Here is a 17744-nt window from a genome sequence, read left to right as displayed (position 1 = left end):
GGCTGCTACGCGCGGCGCCGGGTCGTCGAGCAGTTCCCCGAGCCGCCAGGCCACACCGGGGTCACCGAGCCGGCCGAGGGCGCCGGCGGCCACCGCGCGCAGGGGCGCGGGCCGGCTTTGCCCGAGCGCATCGAGGAGCGGCTCCAGGGCCGACGGTGCGCCGAGTGCGCCCAGTGCGCGTGCTGCCCTGATCTGTACCTCTGGATGTGGATCGCGGCTCAGGGCCAGGATGATGCTCGGCGCCCAGGCGGTCGCGCCGACCGCGCCCAGTGCTTCGATGGCGACGGCGCGCACCAGTGGTTGCGGGGCGTCGAGTCCTGCCGCGATCAGGGGGTGGCTGTCGGCGCTGAGTTCGGTGAGCGCCTGAAGGACCACCGACGCGGGAACCGTGTGCGGGCCGTGCAGCGCCGACAGGAGGGCGGTCGCGGCGCCGGCGTCCCCGATTCGGCCCAGGGCCCTGGCGGCGACGACCCGTACGTCGGGGTCGGGATCCTGCAGCAGTGGCAGGAGGCCTTCGACGGCCGCCTGATGACGCAGCTGGCCCAACGTCTCCGCAGCGAGGGCGCGACGGGTGCGTCCCGGCCGTTCGAGGTCCGCCATGGCGCGCTCGGCCAGGCCGCGCCGCTCGAAGAGTTCGATGAGGGAGTCGGCGGCCTGCCCGGTCACCTTGCCGAGATAGGTGTGGGCGACCGGCTCGAGGACGGCCCAGCTGCGGTCGTCCAACTCGACGAGCCTGCCGAGGACCCGTTCCCGGTCCTCCTCTTCTGCGCACAGCAGCTCAAGCAGCTGCGCAGTGCAGGGCGCGGCAGCCCGGTCCGCTCGGATGCGCCGGGCCTGGTGGCGGATGCGGAGGGCCACCAGGGCGATCAGCAGCACGGCGCCTGCTGCCAGGAGCACGACGGCGGCGAGGCCGAGCGGTCCGAGGCGGGTCACCGCGAGAGCCTGGCCAGTACGGCCTCGACCCGGCTGGTGAGTTCGCGGGGGCTGAAGGGTTTGACCATGTAGTCGTCCGCTCCTGCGGCGAAGCCCGTTTCCACGTCGATCTCCTGGGAGCGTGCGGTGAGCAGGATGACCGGCACGGCCCTGGTCGCCGCGTCGGCCCGCAGTTCACGGCAGACGTCCAGGCCGGACATGCCCGGCATTCTGACGTCGAGGAGGGCGAGGTCCACGGGGTGTTCCCGCACCGCTTTGAGTGCGGCCAGCCCGTTCTCGACGGCGGTCACCTCATGTCCCGCTTGGGTGAGCTTGTAGGACACCAGGTTGCGGATGTCGATGTCGTCGTCGGCCACCAGGACGGATGCCATCGTTCTCTCTTTCGCCCGTTGTCGGTCAAGTGGCTTGTCGTCGTCGCCGATTCGGTTCGGGTGGACGACGATTGGGGCGGGCCGCACGCGCTGGGAAGCGGTCGCGTCGGGTACAGCCACAGGCACCAGAGCGGGGCGGGATGCTGCCTTGGGGGTGGGCGGTCCACGTCGATGCGGGCGTGCGCGGGGCCGGGGAGGCCGGTGCCGGCGCCGGTAGGACCTCGCCTGCTGCTCATCGCAGCTGCCGGTTCGGGCAAAGGACCGTGTCCGGCATCCGCGCGACGTCGAAGGGCCTTGCGTCTTTGTCAGGGACGGCACCGCCCCGAGAGGCTTGTTCGTGCCACAGGCGGTAGAGGGTGGGCGCGGCGAACCCCGGTGCGGATTCGCCGCCGCAGGCGCTGGCGCGCAGGTGCTGACCGGCCGCCAGCGCAGTCGCCAAGGCCGTCGCGATGCCGGCCCCGGTCGCGGTGCGCCACCGGCCGCCGGTCTGGACCCTCACCCCCGGCGCGAGGCGCGCCATCACGTCCGGGACCTCACGCCTGGCGCGTGGATCGGCTGTGGCGTCCCAGCGCGCCTGCCACCAGGGTTTTGCAAACGCCATCGACCGGCCGTCCCCGCGAACGCGTCCGGCATCGTCCGCGGCTCCCACCGCTGTCGCGTAGGGGTCCGAGGCGGGGAACTGCGCACCGAGGTCCGCGCGATCGCGTGGACGGCGCACGGGATCCGGTGAGGAGGCATAGAAGCCGATTCCCTCTGCCGCGCCCTCCTCCAAGATCAGATCGATCGCCCGCAGGCCACTCGCCGTCCGCTCGTCCTCGGGGGCGCCCCATCCGGTCATCGCCACGGTGACGCCTGCGTCGATCACGCCCTGGCAGGCGTCGATTTCACCCGCCGCGCTGTTCTCGGCCGAAAACACCTGCGTGACGGCAGTGGGGGCCACCGCCTGCACCGTCTCGAGCTCTGCCTCCACGGCTTCGCGGCCGGACTCCTGGTCGTCGGGGCCGCCGTCGACCAGGCGCAGCTCGGGTGCGGGTGACGTCGGGGCGAACCGGCGGTCGTAGACGGCGATGTCCTGTGGTTGGAATCCCGCGAATTCCACGAGGGCCACACGTGGCGGCGTGCCACGCTGTTCCCCCTGGCCCGTGGGACCGGCGCGGTAGGCGGCGCGAAGTTCTCGGGGCGCCAGGCCGCCGACGCCTCCGAAGTGCACGTTCGACGCTCGCACGGCTTTGTCGGTCAGCCCGGCGATGTCCGCCACGAGCAGGCCCGGGTCCGCCGGGAGCGTGGGAGGTGTCGTGTTTCCGTAGAACGCACGGCCGGTGGAGGGGTCGCGCCAGGTGTCCAGCCGGATGCGAAACGTTCGTTCCACGTCGGCTGCGGTCGCCGAGGCGTCGACGACCAGGCGGCCGGAGTGCACGTCGTCGATGTGGAAACCGTTGCCGGCCAGAAAGGCCCGCAGGCGGTCGATCTCGTCTGCGGTGCGGCCGTAGGCGGCGGTGAACTCCTTCCCCCGGAGGTAGTGGCGGTAGTGGGGCGAGCCGGGGTCGTCGAGCTCGCTCACGTAGCGGTCCAGGGCGGGCTTGTTCCGTGCGGTGAGTGTGAAGGCGAGCCTTAGGTAGGCGCTGCGGGGCAGCTCACCGAGATGCTGCGCGCGTCCGGTGTCGGGAACGACGTCGTCCCCCAGGACCCGGGACTGCGGCACGGTGTGCGCGTGGGCGGCCGGGACGGCGGCCAAGGAGGCTGCGAGAGCGGCGAGGGCACCGAGGACGCCGACATTGAGCCGTAGATCGGGGCGCAGGCGCACGGTGCCTCCCAGGAGGATCAATCGGGTGTGCCGAGCTGAGGGGGGCCACACGCGTCGGGGCCGAATGTTCGATCGCGTGTGGCCCGGTTTCAAGTCCGCCCCCGGCTGGGGGTTTCCGCAACCGGAAGCCGTCCGCTCGTGTGACTGTCAGTCAGATAGCTTGGGGAGCGCAGCACTTGGGAAGGGAAGGCCGACGTTGAGCTCGCGGCACTGCCCCGGCTTCGTGGGCTCAGTCGTCGCGGTGCGGACGCCCTGCGTTACAGGGCCCAGCCACCGAGGCCGGCCCCGACCGACATCGCCCCTGCGGCCAGCAGCGGTTTGGCGCACGGGCGTGCGGCGGGGCCCCGGACGGGCCGCCGAGCCGCGTGCCAGCCTCCCACCGGCGCGGATGACGTGATCACCGTGCCCTTGGGCAGCATCCTTAGTGGCGTGGCCACGAGCAGTTGGCGCCCCTTTGTTCGTCGCCAGTCTGAGGACATGGTCACCCGGGACCGTGCTCGAGGGAATGGTCACCGTTCCAAAGACACGACCGTGGGCGTCGGGCATCAGTGTGGCCAGGGTCCGCGTCGCCTGGGTCTCCTGGTGCTTGGTCTGGTTCGCCTGGGTGCCCGCTGCGGCCGACGGGCCGGGAAGGGGCGGAAGGATCGGCAGGCTCAGGTCCACCACAACCGGCTCAGCGAACGGAAGCGTCGCAGTGAACGTGAGGTGCCCGCCGACGAGCACCAGCGTTGTGCTGCTGACGAACGCGGAGCCCCCGGGCGGGTAGGCCTGGGCTCTGGCTGGGGACGCACCCGCCAGTCCCCCCGGGCGCGACGGTCCCGCCGCGGCGGCGACCGCACAGGCCCTTCGCGCCGGCTTCTGCAACACACCCATCAACCCCACTCCTGTGCTTCGCGGACCCAAGCCCTGTGTGACCCGGCGGATCAGACCAGTCCCACGGCTCATCTGTACGGGGTGCCGGTGCCGTTCCCACACGTGCGTGCACTGAATCGACCGAACGGCTCAGCCGTGGGCCGTCGCAGTACTCGTTCGGCCCCTCTCGGCGCGGAGCCCCGGACCCCTGCCCGGCTCGTGGGAGATCCCCACTTCGTGGAAGGATCAACGGCCAGCATCGGCATACGCATTGGGGTCAGGCCCCCGCCCGCTGTCGCGTCCGTGCGGGCTCCACAGACCGGCGCTGCGCGAGCGCTGCAGCCCAAGGCACCGGGCGGGGTTGTCCTGCGAAGGCCGGGAGAGCACCCGGCGGGTCTACCGGCAGGCCTCGCACCGGCGTGGGGTGCCACGGGACGCGGCGACTGGGGACGACTCGTCGCCGCCTCGCAGCCAACCCACGCACAACGGAAGACATGTCATAGGACAATCCCGGCTGCCCCGTCCCGCGCTCGATATTTTGCGGCGGCGGCTCCTCACAAAAACGAAACTGGGCAAGGAGTCACAATCGGGAACGCGCAGGGGCACATCCAGGCACCGGGCGGGGCCGGAAAACGGTCCTGCAGCCGTCGCCGCCAGAGGCCCGCGGACATGCAATAGTCATATGCCTGCCCTCGACCAGCCGGTCCCATTGCGCGAACCACCCCATCTTCGATACCCCGTACATCCACCCGCACAGAAAAAGGGGACCCCGCAACGCGGTCACCACACCGCAGTGGACCACCGCTGATCCGACGGGCGCCTGCGGCGTCCCGACCCGCGGGAGACCAACGCATGCCATTCAGGATCCGGCTCACCGGGGACCTGTCGTCTCTGCGAGTGCCACAGACGGGCCAGTTGATCGAAGAGGGGCGTGGCCCCCTGCGCGTCCGCCGCCGTCACCGGGACGGACGGCGCCACCACGGCCTCCAGACGCGCCGCCATCTGCCATGCCGTCCCTTCGCCGCGACTGACCGCACCGGCCTCGAACTCCGACCAGGACATTGGATGCTTCCTCTCTGACTTGCGGGACGCCGCCACCAGGGCCAGGCGACCCCGCGGGACCTCGGACTCAAGCCCGGCGCCCACGGTGCCGGCGCGTGCGCTGGCCACCGCGGCGCTGGCCTCGGCTCAGGCGCAGCTGACGCACCAACTGATGCAGGGCTACGGCCGCAGTGACAGGCGGCAGGCCGGCGATGACCGTGTCGATGGTGGTACGGGGCACGTCCGCGATGCACAGCACCGTCGCGACGGATGAGAACACCACCACGACGCACCAGGAGTGCAAGGCTCGGCGCCCGTCCAGCGCCGCCCTCAGCAGGGAAAGGCACGCAGCGAGCCACGGGCCGTAGATGACGACGGGCCACGGCTGCGCAAGGCTCTGCGACACGCGCAGCTCCGCCAGGTGGTGCAAAGGACCGTAGGACAGCAGGTATCCAAGGGCGCACACCACGGCGGCGATGAGTGCCGTGGCCGCCTCGAAGAGCGTGCCGACAAGTGGCGGCCGCCCTGCGCGCAGGGCGGCCCTGCGGCGCGCCCGGGAGGAAGACAGCTCCTGAGGCACCTCTTTGCGGCGCTGCGATGCGGGCACCTCACCGCCGTCGTCGCTGCCGTCGGCCGCAGGCGTCTCGCCAGGAGGGTCCGCCTGTAGGTGATGCGCCGTCAGCGCATCGTTCCACCACCGGCCGGGGAGGATGTCCTCGGCAGCCCCCCATGTGCCGGCCGACGCGTCGAGGCCAGCCAACTGCGCGGTGAAAGGATCGAGGGGGTCAGCGACCGGCTGGTACACCACGCACCCCTGATCCGATCGGCCGCACCCCTGCCGTCGGGGTTTCACCGCCCCGGCCCGGCCGGTAAACGCCGGCCGTGGACCCGCCCTCGACTTTCTCCGCCCGCAAACAACTCGCCAATACAGCCGCGCCTGGGGACTTCACCGGCAGCGGCGTTCCGCACACTGAATTCACATCGGGGAAAACGACGCCAATCTCCAGCGGATGCGCCCCCAAAGGGTGACATTCAATGCGCATGCGAGTTACGCTCACGCAAATCGACCATCCCCTGAGGACAATCAACGAGCGGGCCCGGAGTAAAGCAGCTCCGAAAGGATGGACTTCTGGCCGATGGGAGGGATTGGCCACAGCTGGCCGTCCACCAGTAGCAATGCACCGACTTGATTCGAATGAGTCTTCGACGCGGCCCCGCCTGAGGGAGCCCTGTTCATGGTTCCACGACGCCCACCTTGGCCGCGCGGGAAGGGGCAAAGGGGCCCAGCGTTTCGACACGCGCCACGAAGCAGCAGGTCAGGCAGGAGCCCAGCGCCTCACAGGAGTGGCGTGACGCTCCGCAACCGCGGCTGGTCATACTCGCCGAAACTGGCCACGGCGCGCCTGGACAAAACCGCCAAAAGCACAGCACAGCGCATCACGGATCTCGGTTCGCGCATGCGCACTCAGTGAAAGTCCCCGACCGCGGGGCAATCCGGAAGACCCACTGGCTTTACCGATCTGTTACCTTCATAAGATTCGAGAGAAACCTTTCTCCAAAAGTGATCTGGGTCACTTCGTGTTAACGTCTCGCTGAGTTAGCGCGGCGGGGTAAACGCATCGCCAAAAGCGCGAAGGGTATCGGTGAGCTTGCGAGGGACTGTGCAATGTTGACGCGTGAGGAATACAACGAGGCCCGAGCGCTGCAGGGCCAGGGGTGGTCGGTGTCCGCCATCGCGAGGCACCTATCCCGAGATCGCAAAACGGTGAGGTCGTACCTCACGGGGTGCCGAAGGCCCGGCGTCAGACGCAGCCCCGAAGACTCGTTCCTGCGCTTCGCGCCCTACTGCAAGCAACGGCTGACGGACGCGGCCCACCTCCCGGCCAGCGATCTCTTCGACGAGATCGTCGAGCTCGGCTACACCGGCGGATACTCGACCTTCACCCGGGCCCTGCGCAAGCACGACCTTCGGCCGCCCTGCCCCGCCTGCAACCGCCAGGTCGGCCCGCCGCTCCCGTCCACAGATCCACGAACCGCCGAAAGCGTGTACCTCACCGTACTGCGGCTGATGGATCCGCCCCCCGAGTGGGGATTCGGCAGGTGCGCCTACCTCACAGTCGGCCGGCTGGAGACCTCAAGGCGCTGGCGCTCGGTACTGACCGACAGTGACGGCTTTCCCTACGAGGTGGAGGCGATCGACGAGGTACTGCGACGCCTGGGCGGCACCGGGGCCCGATGGATCCTGGATCCCTCCATCCTCGCCGACAGCAGAACCGCCACCAAGAGCCTGCGTGAATTCGCGCAGGTCGCCGAGCACTACGGCGCCTCTGCCGAGGCCGCCCCACGCACTGAACGCGGTGGCGCCCTGTCGGAGGACGATCTGCGGCAGATCATGTGCACCTGGCGGACTGTCAGCTCCACCTGTCCACTGCGCGCAGCCCAGGACCGCTTCGACCAGTTGGGCACGCGCTTGGACACCCGGCGTGCCCAGACGGCGCAGCAGCGCGGTACCGAGAAGGCGCCGTCGCTCCTGCCCTTGCCGGACAGCCCCTATCCCGCGCAGATCTGCGCGATGCGGACCGTCGCCCCTCGGGGCCTGGTCCCGTTCCGGGGCAACGCCTACGCGGTCGCCCCCGATCTGGCGGGCGCAGCCGTGGAGGTCCGCTGGCGAATCGGCGAGGCTCACGTCTCGATCGCGACCACCAGCGGAGCGGTCATCGCCCGCCATGTCCTCGCTCCACGAGGCTCCCGGCGCACGGTCAACGGCACGACTGAACCGATCACCCTCGAACGGCAGGCAAGGCCCCCGCGGCCGCCCGGAACGCCCTGCCGCCGCGGCGGCTACACGCCTCTTTCGCCGGCGGCCGCGGCCGAGGCCCAAAAACTGCAGACGAAGGAACCCGAGGCCACAAGACGCCGGACCGACCAGCAGGCGTGGGCGGCCATCGCCGAGGCCAAGAGGCTGCTGGCCTCCCACCGGGGCATCAGCCTCGAAGAGGCCTTCACGGTGCTCAGCGACTGGGCCCGCACACACCGTCTTGGGCTTGCCGCCCTGGCCCGCGACATCGTCAGCGGGACGGGCGCTTCGGATCTGATCCTTGCAGCGGTGGCGGACGCCGAAGCCAGTTGGCCGCTGACGTCCTGAGCCCGACCACGAAGCCCGCAGGACGGGTCTCGGCCCGCCTGGGCCGAGACCGTGGGCGCTTATATTCACCAGAATTCCGCTACCCGAAAATCCTCGCCCATCAGGGGTACAGCGGTCATTGTCCGCCTACGCCCCCATGCTACGATCCGGTCGCTCGAAGCACATTTGACCCGTCAGAAAAGCAGGCGAGAGGAACGGGCGTTGACTATTCCTTCCTCAGTTCGTGAATCAACCCGGCAACGGGCAGTCGGAATGACTCGCAAACAGGTATCGGCGGCCGCCGAGAAGGCGGGCGCGCTCGAGAGGCTGCGCGCGTGGGCGAGTGGCTCCGACGAGGACCAGGCCATCATCAATGAAATCGAGCAGTGTCACGAGGAATGGCTCCGCATCGCTGTCCTCATGGCCGTAGGACGGTTGGCAATCTATCAACTCGAAAGCGACCCGGTGGCCGTACTGCACATCATGGCAACCGGGGGGCGCAGGAGGCCGACCGGCGGGGCACCGGTACGCGGCTACCGGGCAGCGCCGAAGGCTCCCAGCGCCGCTTGCTGGCAATGACCCCCAGGGATGGGCGGGCACGGCGCCCGGGTCCGCCCAGCACCGTGCCGCTCGCCGCCGAGGAGGTTCTGGGGCTGTGCGGTCAGCAGCTCCGCGAGTCGGTCGCCGCCGCGGCACATGAACTGGTGACCGATGTCATGGACCGAACCGGATCGTGCCTGGCCCTGGACCTCGGCGCGGGCAAAGGGATACTGACCGGCCATCTTGCCGCCGCCGGCTGCGAGGTAGAGGCGGTCACCGCGAGCGACTCCGGCGCGGCGATCTTGCGTCATCGCTTTCGGCACAACCCACGGGTGAGCGTGCTCTTCGACCCGCACCGCCGCCGCTTCGCGATCGGCCGGCCGCTCGGAGCGGCGGTCTGCGTCTCAGACCTTCCACTGGATCCCGACTACCTGTTCATCCTCCGGCAGCTCGTCGCAAGACTCCGTCCGGCCGGCTCACTCCTGTGCACGCACGTTCCCCCGGCGCAGACGTCACGCAGGAAACTCGGCCTCGTCCTGAGCAAAAGCATCGGCATTTTGAAAAAGTCGGGCAGGGAGGGGACCAGCGGCATCGATGCCGGCTGGGCCTTCTGCTCCGACCCCAATTGTTCAGGGCACCGTCCTCCCCATCCTCCCGAATGCGCCGGGATGCCCTGGGGGCTGACGGCAGATTGCCTGGCCGCCTACTTGAAGATGCAATTCCGGCACGTCGACGTGAGGTACCACACCTCATTTCCGGGACTGCCCCCACAGCTGGGCGGCTCCAAACAAGCATCATTCACCATCATGGCAACCGACCTGCAGTCCGCTTTTTGCTGGCGCAGGCCATAACGCCCCCCCGAATTCCGTACCCGAAAACCCGGTCTGCCCCCCGGAGGCGGGCACGGACCGCCCCCGGAAGGCGCAGCGGGGGCGTCCGGGCTTCCCCTGGCACACCTTCGGCCTCTGCGCAGGTGCCGCCAGGGGAAGGCCAGACCCGCGCCCGCACACGGTTCTGGCCCCGGGCACCGTCCGCGGCGACCAACCCCATCCGTCCCGTCGAAAGGACTTCATCAGTGAGACTCACCGTCATCGGCTGTGGGTACCTCGGCGCCACTCACGCCGCCTGCATGGCCGAACTCGGTCACGACGTCCTCGGGGTCGACAGCGACCCGGAACGCGTGCACCTGCTCAATCAGGGCAAAGCGCCCTTCTTCGAAGCCGAGCTGAACGAGCTGCTCGTCCGGCACACGTGCTCAGGCAGGCTCCGCTTCACCACCTCGTACGCCCAGGCCGGCAGCTTCGCCGAGGTCCACTTCCTCACGCTGGACAGCCCGCAGACCAATCGCGGCGGCCCGATGGATCTCTCCCATCTACTGTCCGCTGTACGGAAGTTGTCTCCGCATCTGCGCCAGCCGTCGCTGGTCGTGGGCAGGTCCACGGTCCCGGTCGGAACAGCCGCGCGCCTGGCCGACTACCTCAAGCGAATCAGCGCGGCAGGAACCAGGACACACCTGGCCTGGAACCCCGAGTTCCTGCGCGAATCCACCGCGATCCACGACACCCTGTACCCGGACCGAATCGTTGTCGGGCTGGAGGGAGAGGACGCCGCCGACGACGAAGCCGTGCTCCGCCAGGTCTACGGGCCCGTCCTGCGCAGGGGCGCACCGTTCCTGGTCACGGACATCGCGACGAGCGAGCTGGTCAAGTGGGCGGCCAACGCCTTTGTGGCTACGAAGATTTCGTTCATCAACGCGATGGCCGAGTTGTGCGAGGCCACCAGGGCCGACGTGCACCAGCTCGCTGAGGCGCTCGCGTACGACGAACGCATCGGTGCCGCGGGGATGTGGCCGGGCCTCGGCTTCGGCGGCGGAAGTCTGACCAAGGACATCCACGGCTTCATGGCAGCGGCCGCCGCCTTGGGCACCGGGCAGTCCCTCGGGTTCCTTCGCGAGGTGGACGCCGTGAACATCCGCCGTCGCACCCGGGTCGTGTGGCTGGCCAGGCACCGCTGCGGTGGATGCCTGGACGGCAAGCGGATCGCCGTGTGGGGTGCTGCGTTCAAACCGATGACGGACAGCGTGCGAGACTCCCCCGCCCTGGCGGTCGCCCACGCCCTGTACCGCAAGGGGGCCCAGGTCGTCGTCCACGATCCGATGGCGCTCGACGAGGCGCGCAAGTCGCACCCGCACCTGACCTTCAGCGAGGATCTGGTCGAATGCACCGTCGAGGCGGACCTTCTGCTCCATCTGACCGACTGGCCCCAGTACCGCACAGCGCGGCCCGAGAAGCTCACGGACCGAGTGGCCAGGCCGCACGTGATCGACGCCCGGGGCGTCCTGGATCCTTTGCGCTGGCGCCGTGCCGGGTGGACGTACGAGTGTCTGGGACGACCGCTGGTCCCCTACCAGGCCACCGGGCCTGACGGCCACCTGTCGCTCAGATGCTGACCGCAGCCTCGGCTCAAACGCGGTCGGGACCTGCCCAGGAGTAACAAGCAGGCCCCGACGGCACGGGTCCGGGCAGGTCTCCCACCGGTCGAACGTGGGCCGTGAACATGACGCCGTGGTGCGATCCGGCGCGGTGCGTTCCCGCACCGGCCACGTGGCTCCGCTAGGACCCCTGGGTCGCCACGATGCCGAAGGCGGTCGTCTCGATCTCCGCAGCCATCGTCTGGTAGATCGCGGGCACCCAGGCCCCCGAATCCTTGTCCTGCCCCGTCGGATCGACCAGAACGGGCTGCAGGAAGACGTGCTGCGGCACTGGATGCGCGGGGGCCCCATGTGCCAGCGGATGCGCGGGTACCGCGTGCACCGGCAAATGGGTCTGCGTGGTCCCGCAGGCTGCAGCGGCGGCGACCGGACGAAGAGGACTGACCGCGTGCACCCGCCCCGGTCGGATGTGCTCCGTGGTGGGTGTCTTCGCGGGCGGCACTGCGGCGTGCCCGGCACACGGGCCGCCATTTGTGATCGCAACCGGGGCCGGGAGAGTGACGGGAGCGGCGCTCGCCGACCCTCCGGCCGTCAGCACCAGGCTGCAAGCCGCGGCCGGAAGGCCTGCTGCGACCAGAAGGCGCCCGCAATTCAAGGAAACCATGTGACTACTCCTTGGCATGGCGTTGCCGGCCCCGCCTGTGCAGGGCCATGAAGCAGCCACATCTCTACGGTCCACGCCCGTCGCACACACCCCGCGCGTCGGCAGAGAGGCCGAACAGGGCATCAGGTTCCCTCGGGCAGCCCAAGGTCCCACGGCGGCGCTAACGGTAGACGCGCACGTAGTCCACGGCGAACGAGATGGGCTCGCCGCTCTCCGGCGCGGGGTGATACTCGCCAGCCGAGACGGACAGGTTGAGGATGAGGAAGGCGGACCAGCTGCTGCCGACGCCCGTGTGGTCCTCGTACACCATCCGGCCGTTGACGAACCACTGCACCGACGATGCCCCGAAGGACGTGCCGACGGTCACCCACTGGCCCGGGCGGACCGCGCTCGCGTCTGTGTAGTAGTGGTAGGCCGGGTTCACGTGGTTGGTGAACTCCAGCAGGTTCGGGTTGTCAGGGTGGTACTCGAAAGAGTCGATCTCGTTGCCGCCGTCCTTCCATGTCCAAAGGGCCGGCCACGCTCCCTGCTCGATGGGGAGCTTCACCCGTGTCTCCATGTAGTCACCGGCTCTGACCTGGAAACCCTCGGATGTGCCCTCGGTGGTCAGCAGGCCGGTCGTCCATGCCTGCTGGCCGTTCTCCAGCGTGCGGTTGCTCGGTTGCGCGGTGAAGGTGGCCACTCCGTCGGCGACTGAGACGTCGGCGGGAAACAGCCAGTCGAGTTTGCTGTCGTCAGGGTTGTGGTTCCCGTACCGGTAGGAGGAGGTCGCGGAGCTGCTCCACTTGGCGGAAGACAGTGACGAGTTGAACTCGTCGGACCACGCCAGAGCCTTTCCGCTCGCCCGGCCGGGAGGCGCCGGGGCGGGTTTGGGGGCCGCGCGCACCACCATGGTCATCGAGGGTAGGTCGGTCCAGGAGCCGTCGATCTCGTACGCGCCGAAGATGGTGTAGGTTCCCGCGGCGAAGGCGCGGGTTCCGGTGGTGAGGGAATATCCGGATGGGCACACCTTGGGCTTGCCAGCGCCCGGGAAGTCGAGGTTGTCCCCGTGCTTGTCCCTGACCGCGACCACGAGGGCGCTGGGCGTGAAGCAGGACGCGGAGCGGAGCTCGAGGGTTGCCGAGACGGGTAGTTCTGCCGTCGCGTAGGCCGGGCCGAGTTCGACTTCGGTAACGGCGGGGCCGGCTGCTCCAAGCAGCCCGGTCGCCCACACTCCCACTGCCAGCAATCCAACTGCGGGCAGGACGAGATACCCGAAGAGGCGGTTACGTTGGCCGAGCGGCCATCGTATGCCCGTGCGACGTGGGGTGCGGCCCGAACGGGCCGCCCAGGCTATCGGGGAGTCGCTCTGCGGTTCCGGGTCAACGCCGCGACCGCGGCTGAAGAAATGCTTCATGGCTTGGGCCTCACATGTCCTCAGGGATCGTCAGGCCCCCGAGTCGCGCCGTACGGCACGCCTGTCCCATCCGTAACACAGGCCGCTCTCGGACGCACCAGCCCACAAATACACGGCACTTCACCCTCGGGCGCTCACTGAATCTGGGCAATGGACCGGTAGTGACACCCGAGCCGTCACGCCGCCATCGACACGCTCGGCGAACCTCCCCACCACACGGGACGCTCAGCCCAGATGAGTACGCGGAGCGGTCCGCACTCCCCAGGCGTCTTCCTCCAGGCGGTACAGGGCCTGCACGAACTCCACGAGGATGTCGCAGGAGTGGGCAAGGCGAACGCGTGCCGAGCCGTTGCAGAGGTAGCCCACCCGCTTCTCGCCGTAACGGTTCCACCGGTCCGGCACGAGCAGCCAGGAGCCGAGTCGGCAGACAGGGTACGCGGTGAGATTCGAGGGATTCGACGGAATGCGGTTGATCGCCATGCCCAGCCAACGATCAGGCGTGGCATGCGTGTGCCCGCCATTCGGGCTTCCTTCCATCACCTCATTTCCCACGCCCGGCGAATTTCCCCAGGATGCAACTCTTTTGGGCGCTCGCCGCCCCCGCCCTGCGCAGTGCCCCCGCTGAGGCAAATTCACCAGGCCCTCACGTTCGGTCAAAGGGCTGCCGCCTGACACCGATAGCGTCGGCCCCTCGGAGACGTGTGGTGCTTCCTGGGACCGAGAGTTTGGCTGGATCAGTGAACGGTGCGGCGGAGTTCGACCCCGAACGCAGGAGCCCTTGGAATGGGCCGCCTGCTGTCCGCTGTGACCTCCCCGGCCCGGCGGCCGTGCAGGACGCACCGGTCAGCATGGGAGCCACGAAAATCGGAAGGATTCGAGTGCGGCGCGGATGCTGTGCCGAACCATGGCCCTGCTGTGGACAGTTGCGCCTGCCGAGGGGAGAGGTACCCTTCATTTCGTCGACTCCTGGTGAGGCCAGGATGTCGGTCGGTCCGGATCGGATCGACAGCCCCCGTGATCCTGACCAGGTCACGGGGGCTGCCCGTCGATCCCGATCTCCCGGCAGCGCGCCGTGTTCACCCAGTTCCCACCGGTTCGCGGAGCTCGCCCGCAAACACCACGGCGGTCGGCATTGATGACGTGGCACCAGCTGTGGTCAAGACTCTGCCCGCGGTATCGGGTGAATCCCGTGACCGGTACTCGGAAACCGAAATCGACTGCCCACTGAGCTGCTCGCCGAAATTGGACCATCGCGCTCCCAATATTCCCCAGCTCGCTCGGTGAACATCCCCACATGGTTACGCCATCTCGGCCGGTTCCGGTGCTCGCCGGAATGCACCGCCGAACAAGACGGCGGAGGGTGCTCGCTGCCGATATCCGACGCATGAGCTCCTGGTGTTCGCGGCGCGACCGCACGCCGTCCTCCACGGCTCCCTCTGCACTCGTGGCCCATAGTGACACTGCCACCTATGCACACGAAGTTGCTTCAGGCCGCCCGGTTGCGGGGCCGACCAGCCGGGAGTGCCATGGGAAGCACCGGGATTCGGGGTCGTCTGACGACGACGGTCCACGGAAGGCGCAGCCATGGACGACATTGGGCGGCAGAACAGGCGCGGGGGCAGCACGGGGAGCATGGAGGAGGAAAGGTTCCTGCGACTGGTGAAGAACTCTCCGGACATGGTCTTTCGGCGCACACCGCAAGGGGCGTTGCTGGATGTCTCGGGCCCCGCCCGCGAAGTGCTGGGCGCGGACATCGACGACATCGTCGGCACGGACATCGCCGCCTGGGTCCACACGGACGACATGGAGGAGTTCAGCGCCGGCGTACAGGACCTCGAGCAGTGGGGCCGCTCGGTCGTGGTCGTGCGGTTCCGACGTCTGGACGGGGAGCTGTTCTGGGCCGAGGTGACGTCATGGCAGGTCCTGGACGAGGCGGGACGAACGGTCGAGGTGCGCGGGTTCGTTCGTCCGAGCGGGGAGCACGGGCGCGACGAGCTGCTGCGGGCGCTGCAGGAGCAGGCGCGGGGGGTCATCGACAGTGCCAGCGACGCGTTCGTGTCGATCGACGAACAAGGGCTGGTGATCGACTGGAATCCCAGCGCGGAAGCCATGTTCGGCTTCCCGCGTCACGACACGATGGGCCGGTCACTGGCGGAGATGGTCATTCCAGAGCGGCACCGTGCAGCCCACCGGGCCGGTCTGGCGCGGATCGTGGCAGGCGGGGCGTCGAAGGTGCTGCGGCAGCAGGTCGAACTGACAGCCCTTCACCGCGATGGGCACGAGTTCCAGGTCGAGCTTGCGGTCTGGCCGATGCAGCTCGGGACGATCCGCTGCTTCAACGCATTCGTGCGTGACATCACCGACCGCAAGCAGGCCGAGCGCGAACTCGCCCGGGCACGCGACGAGGCTCTTCGGGCCTCGGAGGTCAAGTCCCAGTTCGTTGCGACCATCAGCCACGAGATCCGCACCCCCATGAACGGCGTGATCGGGCTCAGCGAGCTCCTGCTCGACACCGAACTGGACCCCGTACAGCGCCGGTACGCAGAAGGCGTGCGGGACGCGGGAGCGTCTCTGCTCGCGCTGATCAACGACGTGCTGGACTTCTCCAAACTCGAGGCGGGCAAGCTGGTCCTCGAAGACGTCGTTTTCGACCCCCGGCTCATGGTCGAGCAGGCGGTCGCTCTGGTTGCCCAATCAGCCGCGTCTCCCGAGGTGGAGTTCTTGACGGACGCCGACGCGCGCCTGCCCGCAGCGGTCATCGCCGACGCCACCCGGGTACGCCAGGTCCTGCTCAACCTTGTGTCCAACGCCGCGAAGTTCACCCACCGCGGAGAGGTCGTGGTGCGGGCCCGCCCCCAGGGCGACGAACTGCGCGTCGAAGTGGCCGACACAGGCATCGGTATCGAACCCGACCAGCAAAGCCGCATGTTCGACGCCTTCGCGCAGGCCGACTCCTCGACGACGCGGCGCTACGGCGGCACCGGCCTCGGCCTGGCGATCTGCCGGCGCCTCGTCGACGCCATGGGCGGCACCTTGGGCATGCGCAGCCGCCCCGGACACGGAAGCACGTTCTGGTTCACCTTCCCGCTGCGACTGCCTGCCGTGGGCGAGCAACCGCCGCCCGTACCGCAACCGGCCTCACTGCGCGGGCGGCGGGTGCTCGTCGTCGACGACAACCGCACCAACCGCGAGATCCTCGAAGTGCAGCTGCGGAACTGGCAGATGCACCCAACCTCGGTGAACAGCGGACCCCGCGCACTGGACGAGCTCCGACGCGCCTGCACAGCCGGTGAGCCCTACGACCTCGCCATCATCGACCACCGCATGCCGGACATGGACGGGCTGGAACTGGCCGAACGCGTCACCACCGCGCCCATCCTGGCCGGCACACGGCTGCTGCTGCTCTCCTCGGACGGCATCGTCGACCCCGCCCAGTTGCACGCAGCAGGCTTCCGGGACAGCGTCTGCAAGCCCGTACGGCAGTCCGAACTCCTCGAACGGCTCGGGCGTCTCATGGCCCCGGGAACCGTGACCAGCACGCCGATCCCGGCCCGCCCGAACGCACCGGCGCCGCCCCCGGCCCGAGGCAAGGTCTTGCTGGTCGAGGACAACGAGATCAATCAGATGGTGGCGCTCGGCCTGCTCACTCGACTCGGCTACGAGGCGGACGTCGCCAACGACGGGGCCAAGGCCCTGGAGCTCCTTTCAGCCCACCCCTACCAAGCGGTGCTGATGGACTGCCGCATGCCCGGGATGGACGGCTACACCGCCACGCACCTGCTGCGTGACCGCGAGTGGGAGGAGTCGGGGCCGCGGCTGCCTGTCATCGCCATGACCGCGAGCGCCCTCGCGGAGGACCGCGACCGCTGTCTGGCAGCGGGCATGGACGACTACCTCACCAAGCCCCTCGCCGTGTCCGACCTCGAGCGCGCGTTGAGCCGGTGGATCGAGAACAGGCCGGGCGGCCTCGATGCCGGCCCGACGGCGGACCCCCACCCCGTCCTGCGGCGCCTGGCGGAGATCCGCGGGGACGAGACAGCGGAAAGCCTGCGGCTGGTCACCGAGTTGGCGGCCTCCTTCCTCGAGCGTGCTCCAGGGCTCGTAGAGGCACTGCGTGCGGCCGCGGACAATCAGGACGCCACCGCGATCGAGGAGCACGGGCACACGCTCAAAGGCGCCGCGGGCAACATCGGCGCCACCGACCTGGCGTCCTGCGCGGCTTCGCTCGAGGACTCGCACGACCCGACGGCTCCCCGGAAGGTGACCCTGCATCGCGTCGCGGCGAACGGCAGCAACGAGGCTAAGGTGCCGGATTGCTGGGGTGACCAGGCCGAGCCGGGGCCGCTCCGACGCCTGCCCACCTCCCCCGGCCTGGAAGCTTTAGAATCCTCCACCCCCTGCGGGGCCGCACGGTGCACGGCCCGTTCAGCGCGCACGTGCTGGCCCGGCTTCGGGAGCTCGCGTGCGCGACGCTGCTGTGCGCCGCAGGGAGCGTTCGGCTGAGGCCCGGAGTGCCTCAAAGCCTGCCCGGTGCGGCACAGTTGCCCGACCGCCCTGCTCGCCGGGGGGCGAGGCACAGATGTCACCG

At 69.1% G+C, this 17744-nt stretch carries 12 protein-coding genes; 5 read left to right on the top strand and 7 right to left on the bottom strand.

The genetic code is table 11. From position 1 onward, the window contains the following. From TR49_RS44045 to TR49_RS40380, 4 genes are all read right to left on the bottom strand, one after another. Window positions 1-876 (bottom strand): HEAT repeat domain-containing protein (locus tag TR49_RS44045; RefSeq protein ID WP_174501611.1); only part of this gene is annotated, 876 nt, incomplete at its 3' end. Window positions 877-929: 53 nt separating this feature from the next. Further along, window positions 930-1304: a response regulator transcription factor gene (locus TR49_RS27340; protein ID WP_042386509.1), complete on the bottom strand. Its 375-nt coding sequence runs from the start codon at window positions 1302-1304 to the stop codon at window positions 930-932. A gap of 232 nt (window positions 1305-1536) precedes the next feature. Next, on the bottom strand, window positions 1537-3108 hold the full coding sequence (locus tag TR49_RS27335) for a S53 family peptidase (RefSeq protein WP_160311644.1): 1572 nt from the start codon (window positions 3106-3108) through the stop codon (window positions 1537-1539). Window positions 3109-5089: 1981 nt separating this feature from the next. After that, complete coding sequence (locus TR49_RS40380) at window positions 5090-5809, bottom strand: DUF2637 domain-containing protein (RefSeq protein WP_052434682.1); 720 nt, start codon at window positions 5807-5809, stop codon at window positions 5090-5092. Window positions 5810-6667: 858 nt separating this feature from the next. Between TR49_RS40380 and TR49_RS27320 the strand changes: the two genes are divergently transcribed. From TR49_RS27320 to TR49_RS27305, 4 genes are all read left to right on the top strand, one after another. After that, entirely contained in the window at window positions 6668-8146 is a 1479-nt protein-coding gene (locus TR49_RS27320) for a Mu transposase domain-containing protein (RefSeq protein ID WP_052434681.1), read from the top strand. A 252-nt stretch (window positions 8147-8398) separates the two neighbouring features. Beyond that, entirely contained in the window at window positions 8399-8704 is a 306-nt protein-coding gene (locus tag TR49_RS27315) for a hypothetical protein (RefSeq protein ID WP_042386506.1), read from the top strand. A gap of 44 nt (window positions 8705-8748) precedes the next feature. Beyond that, a complete protein-coding gene (locus TR49_RS40375; protein ID WP_052434680.1) occupies window positions 8749-9516 on the top strand; it encodes a class I SAM-dependent methyltransferase in 768 nt (255 codons plus the stop codon). Window positions 9517-9740: 224 nt separating this feature from the next. Continuing rightward, the gene (locus tag TR49_RS27305) at window positions 9741-11114 is read left to right on the top strand and encodes a UDP-glucose dehydrogenase family protein (RefSeq protein WP_042386505.1); all 1374 of its coding nucleotides are present in this window, start codon (window positions 9741-9743) and stop codon (window positions 11112-11114) included. Between the two features lie 163 nt (window positions 11115-11277). On the opposite strand, the gene TR49_RS43110 is transcribed toward TR49_RS27305, so the two are convergent. The 3 genes from TR49_RS43110 to TR49_RS27295 all read right to left on the bottom strand — a co-directional run bounded on the left by TR49_RS43110 (window position 11278) and on the right by TR49_RS27295 (window position 13708). Continuing rightward, on the bottom strand, window positions 11278-11478 hold the full coding sequence (locus tag TR49_RS43110) for a hypothetical protein (RefSeq protein WP_152627483.1): 201 nt from the start codon (window positions 11476-11478) through the stop codon (window positions 11278-11280). Window positions 11479-11920: 442 nt separating this feature from the next. Then, complete coding sequence (locus TR49_RS27300) at window positions 11921-12979, bottom strand: glycoside hydrolase family 16 protein (protein ID WP_369405344.1); 1059 nt, start codon at window positions 12977-12979, stop codon at window positions 11921-11923. A gap of 402 nt (window positions 12980-13381) precedes the next feature. Further along, window positions 13382-13708, bottom strand: a complete 327-nt coding sequence (locus tag TR49_RS27295; protein WP_152627482.1) for a hypothetical protein — start codon at window positions 13706-13708, stop codon at window positions 13382-13384. 1080 nt (window positions 13709-14788) lie between these two features. Between TR49_RS27295 and TR49_RS27290 the strand changes: the two genes are divergently transcribed. Further along, on the top strand, window positions 14789-17659 hold the full coding sequence (locus tag TR49_RS27290; protein WP_160311643.1) for a response regulator: 2871 nt from the start codon (window positions 14789-14791) through the stop codon (window positions 17657-17659). Window positions 17660-17744 lie beyond the last annotated feature (85 nt).

Source organism: Streptacidiphilus melanogenes (genome assembly GCF_000787835.1).
GTDB lineage: Bacteria > Actinomycetota > Actinomycetes > Streptomycetales > Streptomycetaceae > Streptacidiphilus > Streptacidiphilus melanogenes.
This window is presented reverse-complemented; position numbering and strand designations above follow the sequence as displayed.